Annotated in this window: 13 protein-coding genes and 2 pseudogenes; 11 read left to right on the forward strand and 4 right to left on the reverse strand. The window is 71.3% G+C overall.

Features of this window, described 5'->3' with window-relative positions; all coding sequences use genetic code 11:
* The first annotated feature begins 90 nt into the window (after window positions 1–90).
* The 5 genes from DEFCA_RS0112225 to DEFCA_RS0112245 all read left to right on the forward strand — a co-directional run bounded on the left by DEFCA_RS0112225 (window position 91) and on the right by DEFCA_RS0112245 (window position 3,218).
* Window positions 91–333, forward strand: a complete 243-nt coding sequence (locus tag DEFCA_RS0112225; RefSeq protein WP_025323307.1) for a type II toxin-antitoxin system prevent-host-death family antitoxin — start codon at window positions 91–93, stop codon at window positions 331–333.
* The gene (locus DEFCA_RS0112230) at window positions 330–725 is read left to right on the forward strand and encodes a type II toxin-antitoxin system VapC family toxin (protein ID WP_025323308.1); all 396 of its coding nucleotides are present in this window, start codon (window positions 330–332) and stop codon (window positions 723–725) included. Before DEFCA_RS0112225 ends, DEFCA_RS0112230 begins: the two co-directional genes overlap by 4 nt.
* A 53-nt stretch (window positions 726–778) precedes the next feature.
* Window positions 779–1,882, forward strand: a complete 1,104-nt coding sequence (locus tag DEFCA_RS0112235) for a Wadjet anti-phage system protein JetD domain-containing protein (RefSeq protein WP_025323309.1) — start codon at window positions 779–781, stop codon at window positions 1,880–1,882.
* Window positions 1,883–2,092: 210 nt separating this feature from the next.
* Window positions 2,093–2,839, forward strand: a complete 747-nt coding sequence (locus DEFCA_RS0112240) for a porin family protein (RefSeq protein ID WP_025323310.1) — start codon at window positions 2,093–2,095, stop codon at window positions 2,837–2,839.
* A 10-nt stretch (window positions 2,840–2,849) separates the two neighbouring features.
* Window positions 2,850–3,218 carry a hypothetical protein gene (locus DEFCA_RS0112245; RefSeq protein WP_025323311.1) on the forward strand — a complete coding sequence of 123 codons (369 nt, stop codon included), beginning with the start codon at window positions 2,850–2,852 and terminating at the stop codon, window positions 3,216–3,218.
* Between the two features lie 15 nt (window positions 3,219–3,233).
* On the opposite strand, the gene DEFCA_RS0112250 is transcribed toward DEFCA_RS0112245, so the two are convergent.
* From DEFCA_RS0112250 to DEFCA_RS22300, 4 genes and pseudogenes are all read right to left on the reverse strand, one after another.
* Complete coding sequence (locus DEFCA_RS0112250) at window positions 3,234–3,875, reverse strand: radical SAM protein (RefSeq protein WP_025323312.1); 642 nt, start codon at window positions 3,873–3,875, stop codon at window positions 3,234–3,236.
* Window positions 3,876–4,246: 371 nt separating this feature from the next.
* The gene (locus tag DEFCA_RS19565; RefSeq protein ID WP_025323313.1) at window positions 4,247–5,602 is read right to left on the reverse strand and encodes a putative nucleotidyltransferase substrate binding domain-containing protein; all 1,356 of its coding nucleotides are present in this window, start codon (window positions 5,600–5,602) and stop codon (window positions 4,247–4,249) included.
* Between the two features lie 212 nt (window positions 5,603–5,814).
* Window positions 5,815–6,249: pseudogene (locus tag DEFCA_RS24530) on the reverse strand (Crp/Fnr family transcriptional regulator); the annotation flags it as partial.
* Window positions 6,156–6,641 carry a hypothetical protein gene (locus tag DEFCA_RS22300; protein ID WP_169709571.1) on the reverse strand — a complete coding sequence of 162 codons (486 nt, stop codon included), beginning with the start codon at window positions 6,639–6,641 and terminating at the stop codon, window positions 6,156–6,158. The pseudogene DEFCA_RS24530 and the gene DEFCA_RS22300, both read right to left, overlap by 94 nt.
* 383 nt (window positions 6,642–7,024) lie before the next feature.
* On the opposite strand from DEFCA_RS22300, the gene DEFCA_RS0112270 reads away from it, so the two are divergent.
* The 6 genes and pseudogenes from DEFCA_RS0112270 to DEFCA_RS24535 form a co-directional block, all read left to right on the forward strand.
* Complete coding sequence (locus DEFCA_RS0112270; protein ID WP_025323316.1) at window positions 7,025–7,405, forward strand: response regulator transcription factor; 381 nt, start codon at window positions 7,025–7,027, stop codon at window positions 7,403–7,405.
* Window positions 7,402–10,110: a 3'-5' exonuclease gene (locus tag DEFCA_RS20780; protein WP_025323317.1), complete on the forward strand. Its 2,709-nt coding sequence runs from the start codon at window positions 7,402–7,404 to the stop codon at window positions 10,108–10,110. The genes DEFCA_RS0112270 and DEFCA_RS20780 overlap by 4 nt, the downstream gene beginning before the upstream one ends.
* 222 nt (window positions 10,111–10,332) lie before the next feature.
* On the forward strand, window positions 10,333–10,521 hold the full coding sequence (locus tag DEFCA_RS0112280; protein WP_025323318.1) for a hypothetical protein: 189 nt from the start codon (window positions 10,333–10,335) through the stop codon (window positions 10,519–10,521).
* Entirely contained in the window at window positions 10,518–13,682 is a 3,165-nt protein-coding gene (locus DEFCA_RS20785; RefSeq protein ID WP_025323319.1) for an ATP-binding protein, read from the forward strand. Before DEFCA_RS0112280 ends, DEFCA_RS20785 begins: the two co-directional genes overlap by 4 nt.
* A gap of 140 nt (window positions 13,683–13,822) precedes the next feature.
* Window positions 13,823–14,260, forward strand: a complete 438-nt coding sequence (locus tag DEFCA_RS0112290) for a hypothetical protein (RefSeq protein ID WP_025323320.1) — start codon at window positions 13,823–13,825, stop codon at window positions 14,258–14,260.
* Window positions 14,261–14,354: 94 nt separating this feature from the next.
* Window positions 14,355–14,498, forward strand: a pseudogene (locus DEFCA_RS24535) (Txe/YoeB family addiction module toxin); the annotation flags it as partial.
* Between the last annotated feature and the right edge of the window lie 51 nt (window positions 14,499–14,549).

Below are 14,549 nucleotides of genomic sequence, written 5' to 3' on the forward strand. Positions count from 1 at the left end.
GCAGGGAGGTGTGCGTGCCTATCTTTTGCGGACCGACAACTTGACCATGGTCATTGACCACTTTAGACTCCCCCGTACCGGAGGGCGGTCATGGAGACCATCGGGATCTCGAAGTTCAAGGCCACGTGCCTCGCGGTGCTCGAAAGAGTTCGGCGCACCGGGAAGCCCGTTCTGATCACGCGCAGGGGGGAGCCGGTGGCCGAGGTCGTGCCTCCGCCCCCCCGGACCGGGGGGGTCTCGTGGCTCGGTGCGATGCGCGGAACCGGGCGGATCGTCGGCGATGTGGTCTCCCCCGCCGGCGAGGAGGAGGACTGGGAGGCCCTCTCCCCGTGAGGTTGCTCCTCGACACCCATATCTTCCTATGGAGCCTGCTCGAACCGGAACGGCTGGGCGGCCGGATCGCGGCCGAGCTGGAGAACCCGGACAACGAGCTGTGGCTCTCGTCGATCAGCGTGTGGGAGATCCTGGTGCTCGCGGAGAAGGGGAGAATCCAGCTGGACCAGGACCCGCCCGCCTGGATCCACACGGCCCTCAAGAAGGTCCCGATCCGAGAGGTCCCGGTGGACCACGAGGTGGCGATCCACAGCCGCCTTGTCGACCTGCCCCACGACGATCCTGCGGACCGGTTCCTGGCCGCCACCGCCCGGGTCCGCAACCTGACCCTGGTCACCGCCGACCGGCGCCTGATCGGCGCAGCCGGTTTCGAGGTGCTGCCCAACCGGTGAGGCCGTTTCCCACAGGGAGGATCCTTCCCGACCCTCGAGGTTCGCCGCCCCGGATGAAGGCCCCAGCAAGCAGAGAAAACGAGATCCGGCAAGCCGCCGAGGCGTTCCTGTCCGCGGTCGAGCGGGCCAGGCGCCGCACGTTCGCCCTGGCCGACCTGGAGGCCCACGTGCAGGCCGCCCTGGGGCCGGAGGCCTACGTGGAGGCCGGGGAGTACCAGGCCTTGGCCGCGGTGGTGCAGGCCCTGGTGGACGAGGATCGCATCGCCCCCATCCGAGCCCGGGGCCCCAACGGCCGCAACCCGCCCCTGTACCGCGGCTACCGGCTGGCGCCGGCCCGCCCCCCCGAGGCGCCCGCCGCGGATCTGGTGGGCCAGCACCCCCGCATCGACCGGGCCGGGCTCCGGCGCCTGGGCGGCCAGGACGCCGGCATGGTGCGGGCCGTGTCCGAGTACCTGTTCGCCCACCCCGGCCGCTCGGACCGGCCGGCGGTGCCCCGCAACGAGCGAAGCCTCGAGATCTTCGGGGACGAGAAGTTCCTGGAGAGGCGCCCCGGGTTCCTCCGGGCCCTGGGCCTCGAGCCCGCCGACATCCACGCCCTGGAGGTGCGCGAGCCGTTCTTCCACCGGCGGTTCGACCCGCCCGGGCCCGAGGCGTTGGTTCTGGAGAACCTGGCCACGTTCTGGTCGGTGTGCCGGGTGCTGGAGTCGGAGGCCGCCTGGCGATGGGGTCCCCGGCCGGCCCTGGTGATCTACGGCGAGGGCAAGAAGATCCTGCGGTCCATCGGGTTTCTGGAGGTCTTTCCCGAGGTGGAGCGGGTGGCCTACTTCGGCGACCTGGACCCGGAAGGGGTCGGGATCCTGGCGGGGCTGCGCGAGCGGGAGCCCCGATGCGTGCCGGCCGAACCGCTCTACCGGGGGCTCCTCCGGCAGCAGCGCCGGGCCCGGCCGCTCAAGCGAGCCCCCGGCCGGGTCGATGGGAAGGAGGCGTTCGCCGGGTGCGGGGATCTGGCGGAACGGGTGGAGGATCTGTTCGCCCGGGGACGGTGGCTCCCCCAGGAGGCCCTGGGGCTGGAGGCGCTTCTTGGAGATGTACCTGGGAAGCCCTGTCAGGCCCCTTCGGGGCCGTCTAGAGACTGGAAACTAGAGACTAGAAACTAGGGAAATCTTAGAGACCTCGGTCCGTGAGGCGGGCGGCCGTCTCGCCATGCCCCTGCCCCCCGGACCGTGTGTCAGGTGAAGGCGAAGAGGTGTGGTGGTGCCTAGAACGTGCGGGAATCCGGAGGATTTTCAAGCCTTCTAGCCTCCTAGCCTTTGCGCTGCCCAGCGGGCCGAAGGCCCTGACCAACGACCGAACTGGGAGGACCGAGCATGATCGCACGCGTGGCAACGATGGCCTTGGCGGCCTGCATGGTCTGGGCCGGAACGGCAGGGGCCTTCGAGGTGGGGGCCCGGGCCGCCTACTGGATTCCCCAGCTCTCCGGTGACGTCCGGCTCGACGACGGCACCCGGGGCGACACCCTGGACTTCACCGACGACCTCGGGGTGGACGACGAGAGCTTCTTCTTCGGCGATGCCTGGCTGTGGATCGGGGATCACCACCTGATCCTGTCCGGCACCCGGGTGGACTACTCGGGCACGAAGACCCTCGCCGGGGTGACGTTCGGGGGCAGGACCTTCACGGGTCGCACCGACGCGTCCCTCGAGTACACCCAGCTCGATCTGGCGTACCGGTACGACCTGATCGACCTGGAGAACCTTCTGGCGGGGTTCTCCCTGGGGCCCCAGGTCCAGGTGAAGTACCTGGACGGCGAGGTGCGGCTCGAGACGACGGGGGTGGAGGAGTCCCAGTCGTTCCAGATCCCCATCCCCCTGGCGGGGGTTGGAGGTCACCTGGGCATCCTGGCCGATCTCTTGGAGGTGCGGGCCCAGGCCGTGGGCATGGGGTACCGGGGGAACACGATCGTGGAGGCCTCGGCCGAGGTCTCGTACAACCCCATCCCGTTCGTCGAGCTCGTGGCCGGGTACCGGTACTTCCGGATCGACGTGGAGGCGGACGACCTCACCCTGGACTACCGGCAGGCCGGCCCCTACGTGGGGATCGGGGCGAAGCTCTGACGGGGGCCCCGTGGAGGTCGTGATCGCGGGCCAGCCCCGGGAGGTGGACGACCTGATCTGCGCCGGGCCCGGGCTCCTGGCCGACGACCCGGACAAGACCGGGGTGGTGCGCCGCTGGGGCCGTTCGGGCCCCCGGGACCACCTGGCCGCCGTGCAGACGGCCCGGCTCCTCGTGGAGGAGTACCCCGAGGACTGCCTGCCCCTGGCCCCGGGGATCCGCGGGCCCGGGGGGGAGGACGCGGCCGACGCGATCCTGGCGGTGGCCCGGGCCCAGGGGCGGGTGCTGGTGTGGACCCGGCTGGATCCGGAGCAGACCCAGGCCGCCCTGGCTCGGCTCGAGCGGTACCTCACCCGGCTCGTGCGCCTCGACACGCCGTAGCCGGCGCCCCCCGGGTCACACCCCCCGGTCCCGGCCGGGCCACAGGATGCGGTGGAGCTGCACCTGGAGGCGGGCGTCCAGGCGGTCGGCGAGCATCCACCGCGCCAGTTCGGCCGGGTCGAGGCGGCCCCACACGGGCGACAGGCTCACCCGCACCCGGCCCCACAGGTTTCGGCGGGCGATCTCGGCCACGGCCCAGTCGTAGTCGGCCCGGTCGGCGCACACCACCTTGATCTCGTCCCCCGGGCCGAGCCGCTCCAGGTTCTCCCACCGGTTCCGATCCACCATTCCCGATCCCGGGGTCTTCAGGTCCATCACGATGTGCACCCCAGGGGGTACGGGCTCCAAGGGCAGGCTGCCGTTGGTCTCGAGCAGCACCCGTCGGCCGGCCTCGAGCAGGGCCTCCAGCAGGGCCGGCGCCCCCGGCTGGCACAGCGGCTCCCCGCCGGTGACCTCCACCGTGCCCTGCCCCTCCCGGTCCACGGCCCGGAGCACCTCCTCCACCCCCATGGGGGTTCCCCCTTCCCAGGCGTAGGCGGTGTCACAGTAAGAGCAGCGCAGGTTGCACCCGGCCAGCCGCACGAAGGTGCAGGGGTACCCCGCCCAGTGGGACTCGCCCTGGATGCTGGAGAAGATCTCGATCACCTTCAGTTCCACGGGGCACCTTTCGTCTCGGGCCCTCGGCCCGCTGGAAAGCTGGAAAGCCGGGAAGCTGGGACAATTCGGTCGACGGTCGGGACCTTCAGCCTGCTCGGCGGCTATTACTCCAAACGAAAGGGATTGCCAGGCCCGTGCCTCCTTCCCCTTGGGGAGTACGGGGTGGGGGTCTGGTGGAGAGCCGGGCGCGGCCCCTTAGCTCGCCGCGCCCTCCGAACGTCCGGATCGCCTCAGGATCCCAAGGTTTCCGCTATCGTGGTCTGGATCGACGGGCAAACGGCGGCATGAGAAGGCGCGGCGATCGGATGCCGCACTCGCGCCCGGCCGGAACCAGGCCCCCACCCCGTACTCTGGCAATCCGTTTGTTACTATCAGGCCCCGAGCACGCCCCCGAAGCTCGCGCGCACCAGGTCCTGGAGCCGGCCGGCGGCCTCGAGGGCGTGGCGCAGCAGGTAGCGCTCCTGGATCGGCAGGGCCGAGGGGTTCAGGTAGGTGTCGGGCGGCCGGCCCGCGGCCAGGGCGCGGGCCTGGGCGCGGAGCAGGAAGAACAGCATCGTCCGGTACGCGGTCTGCACGAACTCGGCCTCCTCGGCCGGGACGGCGCCCCGGTCGGCCAGGGCCTGCAGCCGGCCGATGGTCGAGGTCTCGCCCACCCCGTGGCGCAGGGCCAGGATCCGGGCGCACTCGGCCACGAACAGGAGCCCCGAGCGTTTGAGATCCAGCTCGCCCCGGTGGGGGCCCTTGCGCTCGGTCACGAACGCCTTGAACCAGGTCAGCGGCACCCGGTGCCGCGCAGCCTCCCCGTACAGGCTCTGGAGCAGGTGGAAGTTCCGGCGGACCCCCTGCAGCAGGAACCGCCGGAGCTCGTGGGCCAGGGTGGCGTCCCCCCAGATCGGCGCGAAGTCGTAGAACAGGGTGGAGTACCGCACGGCAACGGAGCCGGGCCGGTCGAACCAGCCCTGCACCTGCCGCCGCCACTCGCCCGCGGGCTTGCGCCACACGGGATTCCGGCTCATCACGTGACCCCGGCAGGCCGGGAACCCCACGGCCTCGAGCGCGGCCGACACCCGGTGGCCCAGCTCCATGAAGTAGGGCTCCACCCGCCCCCAGTCGGAGGCAGGGTAGTCGGCCAGGATCATGCCGTGGTCCTGGTCGGTGGCCAGGTGGTTCTCGCCCCGGCCGTGGCTGCCCATCACGATGAAGCAGAACCGCACCGGCGGCCGCCCCCACCCTTCCTCCTCCAACTTTCCGATCGTGAGCTCCAGGGCCCGGCGGTGGATGTCGCGGTGGAGGTGGGAGAGCGCCCGGGCCACCTCGTCGCCGGCGAGCCCCTCGTCCACCAGCCCCACGCACACCCGTACGGCCTCGTCCCGGGCCCGGCGCAGGTCGTCCAGGGTCTCGGCCGCCTCGATCGACTCCACCAGCTCCAGGGTGCCACGGGTGAGCAGGGGCAGCAGCTCCCGCATGGACACCACCCCCAGCACCCGTTCGCCCTCGGCGACCGGCAGGTGCCGGATGCGGTGCCGGCCCATCACCCCCAGGGCCTTGTACACATAGGTGTCCGGGGCCACGCGGATCACCGGGGCCGACATCACGGCCTCCACCGGCGTGGTGTCCGGGTCACGGCCCCGGGCCAGGACCTTGCCCACCAGGTCCTTCTCGGTGAGGATGCCGCGCAGGACGCCGGCCTCCTCCACCAGCGCCGACCCGGCCCGCCGTGCGGCCATGGATTGGGCGGCCTGTCTGACCGAATCCAGGGGGTCACCCGGACCGGCGGGGCCGACATCACCTCCACCACCCGCCGCCGGAACGCGGCCGCGTCGGCCCGCCCCGCCAGGGCACCGGATCGAGCCTCCTCCCGGACCCTCAGGAACAGGTCCTGGAGCCGGCGGGCCATGGACGCCGCCAGCAACGATCCCACCTCGGGGTGCCGGGACGCCAGGTCCCGGAGCACGGCGGTGGGGATCTCGAGGGCCTCGCCCGGGGCGGCCACCCGCGCCGAGGCCGGAAACGGCTCGGGGGCGAACACCGACAGCCAGCCCACCAGATCCCCCGGGCCCGAGACGCTCACCACCCGTTCGTCGTCCCCCGCCCCCACCCGGATCTCCACGGTGGCCGAGATCAGGTGGTACACCCGGCCCGGCGGTCCCTCTCCCTGGCGGAACAGGTACTCCCCGGGGCCGAGGGTGCGGCGGGTCAAGGCCCGGCCGAGCACGTCCAGGGCCTCGGCCGGCAAGCGGGTCAGGGCGGGGGCGGCTTGCTTCAGCAGCTCCAGATCGTTCACGGGTCCGACCGTTCCAGGAGGTCCAGGGTGGCCAGCATCCGCTTCGCCTGGGCGTCGTCCGGAACGAGCTCGAGAACCCTGCCGTACCACAGCCGGACGGACTCCCGGTCGCCGGCAGCGGCTGCCAGGGCCCCGGCGTCCCGGGCGATCCGCACCTTCAGCTCCGGCCGAAGATCCGGCACCTCCCAGGCCCGGGCCAGCAGATCCCGGCAGGCCCGGGGGTCGCCCCCGGCCGCCGCACGCACCGCCGCCAGCTCCACCAGCACCGTCGCGTACAGGGGGGTCCGGGTCCCGCCGTCGGCCTCCTCCAGGGCCCGCAGGGCCCCCTCCAGGGCATCCACGGCCTGTTTCGGCTCGCCGCGGCCGTGGGCGTCGCGGGCCGAGGCCACCTGACCCGCAACTCGACGCGCCAGATCCAGCGCGGCTTCCCGTTCGGCCTGGCGCCGCCGGGCTCCCACCCACAACCCGGCGGCCGTTCCCAAGACCACCACCAGCGCCCAGATCCACAGGCGCCGCAGCAGGCGCCTACGGATCGGCTGCGAAGACGTGCCGGGTTCGATGGCTTTCCTCCTTCGGGCCTTCGGCCCGTTGGGCGGCTTGCGGAGTATCTGCTCCCTCCCGCCCGTGGGAGCAACCTCCAGGCCTCGACGAAAACGAAAAAGGCCGACCTGGCCCCGATGCTACGGGCGCACCCGGAGGGTGTCAATCGGGTTAGGACGGGGGCGCCACCGAGGGTTTCGGGACCGGCACACCGGGCCGAGGCCCCTCCAGAGGGCCGGGTCTTTTCTCCCGGGCGGTTTTGAGATAAGGTTTGAAATCCTGCTTTGGCCGTTCGTTTCGGGGGCTCGGGTCGGAGGGGTTCGCGATGGAGCCGAAGAAGAAAATCAAGGTCCTGGCGGTGGACGACGAACCGAACATCCTGCTGTCGCTGGAGTACATCCTGGAGCAGGAGGGCTACGACGTGCACGTGGCCCGCGACGGGGACGAGGCCATCGAACGGGCCGACGAAATCCGGCCGGACGTGGTGCTGCTGGACGTGGCCATGCCCCGGAAGGACGGGTACGAGGTCTGCCGGGCCCTGCGCCAGAACGAGAACCTGGCTTCCACCCGGATCGTGATGCTCACGGCCAAGGGCCAGCCCCTGGAGCGCAAGAAGGGCCTGGAGGTGGGGGCGGACCTGTACGTGACCAAGCCGTTCGCCACCGACGAGCTCCTCGACAAGATCCGCAAGGTGCTGTCCGGATGACCCCCCCTGCCCCGGCACCCCGGCGCACCGGCGTACGCCGCCGGATGGTCGCGGCGTTCCTGGGCCTGGCCGTGGTGCCGTTCGCGGCCGCCCTCTCCATCCTGTTCTTCGTGGCCCGTTACGACGTGGTCGAGGTGCGGGCCGGTGCCCTGGCCCGCCAGGCGGGCATGCTGGCCGAGCTGCTCGCCTCCCGCATCTCCTCCCTGACCCAGGCAGCCGCGGGCGTGGCAGGGGTGCCCGAGGTGCGCGCCCACGTCACCCGCGCCCGAGAGCTGCCCCCGGGCTGGGCCTCCACCGTGCGCCGGGTGCTGCCCGAGGTTCGGCGGGTGTGGGTCGAGCCGGCCCAGCCCGGCATGGAGGAGCCGGGCCTGAGGGTGTCCGGCGCCCTCCTGCACATTCGGGTGCCGGTGTTCACCCTGGGGGGAGATCCGGCCGCGACCCTGGTGGTGGAGGCCGGGCTGGACCGGCTGCAGCACGACCTGGAGTGGTTCCGGGTGGGCGAGAACGGGGAGGCCGTGTGGCTGGGCCCGAACGGCGAGCGCCTGGCCGGCACCGACGAGGTGCCGGTGCCCCCGCCCCCCCTGGGCAAAGGCTGGACCCGGTTCGAGGCGAAGGGCCACACTTACGTGGCCGGCACGGCCCCGGTGCCGATCGGCACGCCCGAGCCCTCCGGCTGGACCGTTGCCCTGGTGCAACCCATCTCCGCCCTCCTCGCCCCGTTCTACCGCGTGGTGGGCCAGCTGGCCCTGCTGCTGGTGATCCTGGCCGCGGCCGTGCTGGCCCTGGCGTGGCGCATGGCCGACAGCTTCGTGCGCCCCCTCCTCCGGATCCGCGACGGCGCCGAGATCGTGTCGCGGGTGAACCTGGGGCACCGGATCGAGGTGGACACCGGCGACGAGCTCCAGGACCTGGCCGAGGCGTTCAACCGGATGGCCGAGTCCCTGTCACGCAGCTACCGGGAGCTGGAGAACCGGGTGGCCGACACCACCCGGGTGCTCCAGGAGGAGCGCAACCGGCTGGCCACGGTGCTGCGGACCATGCGCGAGGGGGTGGTCCTGGCGAACCTGGCCGGGGAGGTGGTCCTCATGAACCCCCGAGCCCGGGCCGTTCTCGAGTCCGGCCCGGAGTCGCCGATCGGGGCTCCCCTCTCGCGCCTGCTGCCCGAGGATCGCACGGCGTTCTACGTGCGGCGGGTCCGGCGCCGCTGGGACGAGGGCAAGGAGGCCCAGGAGGAGGTGGTGTTCCCCCTGGAACGGGGGGGGCTCCTGCGGGGCACCCTGGCCGGGGTTCCCGGCCCGGGCGGCGAGCTGGCCGGTTTCCTGCTGGTGTTCCGCGAAGCCCACCTGAGCCCCGAGGAGCACCGGGCCGACGAGACCCTCATGCAGATGCCGGAGCTCCTGAAGGGGCCGGTGGCCACTTCCCAGGCCCTGTTGGAGGCCCTGGACCGGCACCCCGCCATGAAGCCGGCCCAGCGGGAGCGGTTCCTCCACGCCCTGGCCGAGGAGGCCACACGCATGGCCGAGCGGATCCGGGCCGCCGAGGAGGCCGCGGCCTTGCTGGCCGGGGCCCGGTGGGAGATGGTGCCGGCCGACCCTCGCAACCTCCTGGAGGAGGCGGTGGGCCTGGTGCCCGGGGCCTACGTGAACCTGAGGGACTCGGACCAGACCGTGCCCCGGGTCCTGGTGGAGCCGTTCCTGTGGGTGGCGTCCCTGGCCGCGGCCCTGCGGTGGCTGAGCGAGCGCACCACGGGGTGGAGCCCGGTGGACGTCTCCCTGGAGGTCTCGGACGAGGCGGTTCTCACCGTGCTCCGGATCGCCTCCGGCGGATCCCTCTCGTCCGAGGACCTGGAGCAGGTGGGGGTGGCCGCCAAGGGCGAGCCCCCCCTCCCCCTGGGCGAGGCGGTACGCCGGAACCGGGGCGAGCTGTGGATCCGCACCGGGGACGAGGGGGCCCAGGAGGTATGCTTCGGTCTGGAGAGGGCCACCCGGCGGCTGGAGGAGGAGCCCCGGCCCGGAATCTTGGACGACCAGCCCGAGTTCTACGACTTCGACCTGTTCCTGCCCCGGCCGGCGTTGGAAGGCCCCGAGCTGCTCGGCACCCCCCTTCGGGATCTGGAGGCCGTGGTGCTCGACACCGAGACCACAGGCCTCGAGCCGTCCAAGGGGGACCGGATCATCAGCCTGAGCGCCGTGAAGATCCGGGGGGGCAAGGTGGTGGCGGGAAGCCAGTTCCACACCCTGGTCAACCCCGGCCGCCCCATCCCGGCGGCCTCCAGCGAGTTTCACGGGCTCCGGGACGAGGACGTGGCCGACGCCCCCCCGCTCGCGGAGGTGCTGCCCAAGTTCCACGCCTTCGTGGGCAGCGCCGTGCTGGTGGCCCACAACGCGGCCTTCGACAAGAAGTTCCTGGACATGGGGGCCCGGGAGGCGGGCCTGCCTCTCCTGGAGAACCCGGTCCTGGACACCCTGTTCCTGTCGTACGGGGTCCACAAGGACCTGGAAGGGCACAACCTGGACGCCATCGCCGAGCGGCTGGGGGTCACCATCGAGGGACGCCACACCTCCCTGGGCGACGCCCGGGCCACGGCCGAGATCTTCCTGCGGCTGATCCCCCTGCTCGAGGCCCGGGGCATCCGGACCCTGGGCGAGGCCAAGGCGTTCTGCGACCGGATGCTGCTGCTGCGCTGGCAGTCGTCGAGGTTTTGAAAGCTGGAAAGCTGGAACGCTAGAAGGCTGGGAGGCTCCTTGCCCCCCGAAACGGGGCGGCGTGTCCGTGTCGGGTGGAAGCGGACAAAAGACGGGAACTCCCGGAACGCAGTTCGGGTTCCCGGGGGGGAGAGCCGCGTAGCTGCCTAGCCGCCTAGCCCGCCTAGCTGCCTAGTGGGCCGAAGGCCCCAGACCGAAGACCGTCGACCGGTGACTTCTCCCATGGATCCTGGAGCCCGACGTCTCGCCGCCCTGTTCGTCCTCGGGGTGATCGCGTTCTTCTCGCCCCTGGTGCTGCTGTTCAACCGGCCGGAGCCGGCGGCCGGGGTGGCGCTGCTGCCCCTGTACCTGTTCGGCGTGTGGGCCGCATTGATCTTGCTGGCCCCCCTCCTCCTCCGAAGGTCCAGATGACCCGTACGTTCTGGGTCGCCCTCCTCGGTCTCGGCTACGTGCTCGGGCTGTTCGCCCTGGCTTACGCGGCCGACCGTGCCCGGGAGCGGGGCCGCAGCCCGGTGGACCACCCCCTGGTCTACAGCCTGTCCCTCGCCGTGTACTGCACGGAGTGGACCTTCTACGGAAGCGTGGGCCGGGCCGCATCCAAGGGCATGGGGTTCCTGCCCATCTATCTGGGGCCGACCTTGGTGTTCTTTCTGGCGCCCCTGGCCCTCGGAAAGATGGTTGGGTACTGCCGGGCCCGGGGCATCACCACCCTGCCCGACCTTCTGGAGGAGCTCTACGGCAAGGGTGCCACCCTGGGCACCTTGGCCACCTTCATCCTGGTGGCCGGGGTCACCCCCTACATCGGCCTCCAGCTCAAAGCCGTGGGCCAAACCTTCGACCTCCTGACCGGCCGGGTGGCGGGCGGGGGGCTGGCCCACGACGCGGCCTTCTGGGCGGCGCTGGGGCTCGCCACCTTTGCCGTTCTGTTCGGGGCCCGCACCCTGGTGGTGAGCGAGCGCCACGAGGGCATGGTGGCGGCCGTGGCGTTCGAGAGCGCGGTCAAGCTGGGAGCCTTCCTGGTGCTGGGGATCTACATCACCTGGGGCATCGGCGGGGGGCTCCGCAGCGTCTTCGGCCGGGCCCTGGAGCACCCGGAGCTCAGGGAGATCCTGGTCATCGGCCCCCGCACCACGGTCCCCGAGTGGATCACCCTGAGCCTGCTGTCCATGGTGGCCGTGGTGCTCCTGCCCCGGCAGTTCCACATGCTGGTGGTGGAGAACGTGCGCGAGCGCCACCTGCGCCAGGCCTCGTGGATCTTCCCGTCGTACCTGCTGCTCATGAACCTGTTCGTGCTGCCGGTGGCCCTGGTGGGGCTCCTGGCCCACGCGCCGGGGCCGCCCGACTCGTTCATGATCAGCCTGCCCCTGAGCCGGGGGCACACCGGCCTGGCCGCCCTGGCGTTCCTGGGCGGGTTCTCGGCCGCGGCCAGCATGGTGATCGTGTCGTCGGTGGCCCTGGCCACCATGATCCTCCACCATCCCGGCATCGCCCTGCTGGGCAAGCTCTCCCCGACCCTGGGCACCGAGACCCGCCGCGACCTGTCGCGCCAGTTGCTGACGGCCAAGCGGCTGTTCATCTTCGGCGTGGTACTCCTGGGCTACGGGTTCTACCGGTGGATCGGCGAGTCCCAGACCCTGGTGAACATCGGGCTCCTGTCGTTCTCGGCCGTGACCCAGTTCGCCCCGGCCGTGCTCCTGGGGCTGGTGTGGAAGGGCCGCACCCGATCCGGGGCCCTCACGGGTCTGACCCTGGGGTTCGGCGTGTGGGCCTACACCCTGCTGCTCCCCACCTTCGTGGGCTCCGGCTGGATGGACCCGGGCATCCTCGACCGGGGACCGTGGGGCATCGCCGCGCTGCGGCCCCACGCCCTGTTCGGCCTGGAGGGGCTCGACCCCTGGTCCCACGCCCTGGTGTGGAGCCTGGTGTTCAACCTGGGGGGATTCCTGGCGGTCAGCCTGTTCGCCGGGGGTCGCCGGGGTGGGCAGGCGCCGGCGGTTCCCGTGGGGTGGGTCAGCCGGGAGGACGTGGTGGGGCTCCTGACCCGGTTCGTGGGCCCGGCCAAGGCCCGGGAGGTCATGGTGAGCCTGCCCCCCCGGGCCGGGCCACAAACCCTGGTGGAGGCGGCCGAACGGTGCCTGGCCAGCGCCCTGGGCACCCCCTCGGCCCGGATGATCCTCCAGAGCTTCCTGGCCTGGCCCCGGGACCAGGCCGTGGAGATCCTCGACGTGTTCGGCCGGGTGTCGCGCACCTTGGCCCAGAGCCGTGAGGCCCTGGAGCGCCAACTGCGCGAGCTGCTGGTGCTCCACGAGGCGGCCGGCCTCATGTCCCGGAGCCTCGACATCGACGCCGTGTTGAGCGGGGTGCTCAGCCTGATCCATCGGGAGTTCGGGTTCGAGTACCTGGCGGTCCGGCTGCTGGACGACGACGGCAAGCTCCGAATCCGGGCCCACGTGGGGCTGAACCCGGCCTACGTGGCCCTGTCGGCCGTGCCGCCGTCGGAGGAGAGCTACTTCGGCACCTGCTTCCTGCGGGGGGAGCCGGTGGTGTTGGAGGACGCCCGCAACGTGGACAAGCCGATCTTCTTCGGCCAGCTCACCCAGGACGTGCCGGTCACGGCGCTGATCCACGCTCCCATGATCCACGAGGGCAAGCCCATGGGGGTGCTCACAGCCTACGGCACCCGGGGCCCCATGCACTTCACCGAGGAGTTCGTGAGCCTGTTCTGCGCCTTGGCCAACCAGCTCGGCATGGCCGTGGCCAACGCCCGGCTGTACCAGGAGGTTCAGGCCTACAGCCAGGCCATGGAGGAGAAGGTGCGCCAGCGCACGGCCGAGCTCGAGGCGGCCAACGTGCGGCTTCGGGAGATCGACCGGCTGAAGAGCGAGTTCCTGTCCACGGTGAGCCACGAGCTCAGAACCCCGCTCACCTCGATCCGGTCCTTCAGCGAGATCCTGCTGAAGTACGGGGTGGACGACCCGGAGAAGCGCCGGGAGTTCCTCCAGATCATCCAGCAGGAGGCCGAGCGGCTCACCCGCATGATCAACGAGCTGCTGGACCTTTCCAAGATCGAGGCCGGCCGGGTGGAGTTCCACGTGGAGGCCGTGGACCTGCGCGCGGCCATCGACAAGGCGGTGGAGGTGGCCCGGCCCCTGTTCGAGGAGAAAGGGGTGGGCGCGAGGATCTCGGTGGAGGAGGGGCTACCGCCCGTGGCGGCCGATCCCGATCGGCTCCAGCAGGTGCTGGCCAACCTGCTCTCCAACGCGGTCAAGTTCTCTCCGCAGGGGGGCACGATCTGGATCGGGGCCGTGAGCGGCCGGGATGAGGCCGTGGTGAGCGTGGCGGACGAGGGGCCCGGCATCCCGTCCGACCGGCTCGACGAGGTGTTCGAGCGCTACGCCCAGATCCGCGACCCCCAGAAGAGCCACCCCTTGGGCACGGGCCTGGGGCTCGCCATCTCCCGGGAGATCGTCCAGCGCCTGGGCGGCCGCATCTGGGCCGAGAGCCGCCCGGGCACCGGCGCCACCTTCTCGTTCACGGTGCCGTTCGTGAAGGCCGTGACGGGTGAGGGGTGACGAGCCCCCTCCGGGCCGGGCTCCCCCGTTCCCCTTCGCGGTCAAGCGTCGTGTCGATGCCCCGGACACCCCCCCGGGAGTTGGGCAGCCCGGAGTGGCGAGTACCGAAGCTTTGGACCATCACGGCGAGGAGGGATGCCATGGGCGTGAGGTTTGAAGACCTTTTCGAGGCGTTCGCGTTCGTTACAGGAGGTGGGTTCGTCGAACACCGGGCGTTCGTCCACCGGGAGTCCGGGGAGGTCCTGTTCTGGAGCGACGACCTCGAATGGTTCGACGACGATCCTCCCGAGGGCGTCGAGTACCCCGACGACCTGGGGCCGGAGTGGATCGAGGTGCCCAATCCGGGCCATCTGGACCTTGGCCGAGCGCTGGTCCGGCGGTTCGTGGAGGCCCACATCCCGGACGAGGCCCGCACCGTGGAAGGGTTCTTCCGGCGGAAGGGAGCCTACGGCCGCTTCAAAGACTTCCTGCACGACCGCGGCCTTCTCGAGACCTGGTACCGGTTCGAGGAGGAGGCGCAAAGGAGCGCCCTTCGGCAGTGGGCAAAAGACGAAGGGCTCACCCTCATCGAGGAGTGAGCCGCCCCGCCCCCCTTGAGCGGTCTTCCCGCGGTCGTTCAGGGAGCGGGTGGGGGACCGGGCAACTTGTTGCTCGCCCAACGTGTAGGCGCAACCTCCCCAGGGGCTGGGAAAGCCCGAACCCCTGAAATACCTCGATCCCAACGTCTGGTCCCGTCGGATCACCCAGGAACACCGCCTGGTGTACCGCGTAACCGCGGACCGCGTGGACTTCCTCCAAGCCCGATACCACTACTGACCCGGGCCGGTAGACCGCCGCGAATCGTGCCCCGAGAATCGTTGTCGGGGA

Origin of the sequence: Deferrisoma camini S3R1 (genome assembly GCF_000526155.1) — a bacterium.
Lineage (GTDB): Bacteria > Desulfobacterota > Deferrisomatia > Deferrisomatales > Deferrisomataceae > Deferrisoma > Deferrisoma camini.

Bases quoted from the DNA above. Each gene is read 5' to 3' on its own strand.
- DEFCA_RS0112225 (WP_025323307.1), top strand. From the start codon at position 91: ATGGAGACCATCGGGATCTCGAAGTTCAAGGCCACGTGCCTCGCGGTG.
- DEFCA_RS0112235 (WP_025323309.1), top strand. From the start codon at position 779: ATGAAGGCCCCAGCAAGCAGAGAAAACGAGATCCGGCAAGCCGCCGAG.
- DEFCA_RS0112240 (WP_025323310.1), top strand. From the start codon at position 2,093: ATGATCGCACGCGTGGCAACGATGGCCTTGGCGGCCTGCATGGTCTGG.
- DEFCA_RS19565 (WP_025323313.1), bottom strand. From the start codon at position 5,602: ATGGCCGCACGGCGGGCCGGGTCGGCGCTGGTGGAGGAGGCCGGCGTC.
- DEFCA_RS0112270 (WP_025323316.1), top strand. From the start codon at position 7,025: ATGGAGCCGAAGAAGAAAATCAAGGTCCTGGCGGTGGACGACGAACCG.
- DEFCA_RS20780 (WP_025323317.1), top strand. From the start codon at position 7,402: ATGACCCCCCCTGCCCCGGCACCCCGGCGCACCGGCGTACGCCGCCGG.
- DEFCA_RS0112280 (WP_025323318.1), top strand. From the start codon at position 10,333: ATGGATCCTGGAGCCCGACGTCTCGCCGCCCTGTTCGTCCTCGGGGTG.
- DEFCA_RS20785 (WP_025323319.1), top strand. From the start codon at position 10,518: ATGACCCGTACGTTCTGGGTCGCCCTCCTCGGTCTCGGCTACGTGCTC.
- DEFCA_RS0112290 (WP_025323320.1), top strand. From the start codon at position 13,823: ATGGGCGTGAGGTTTGAAGACCTTTTCGAGGCGTTCGCGTTCGTTACA.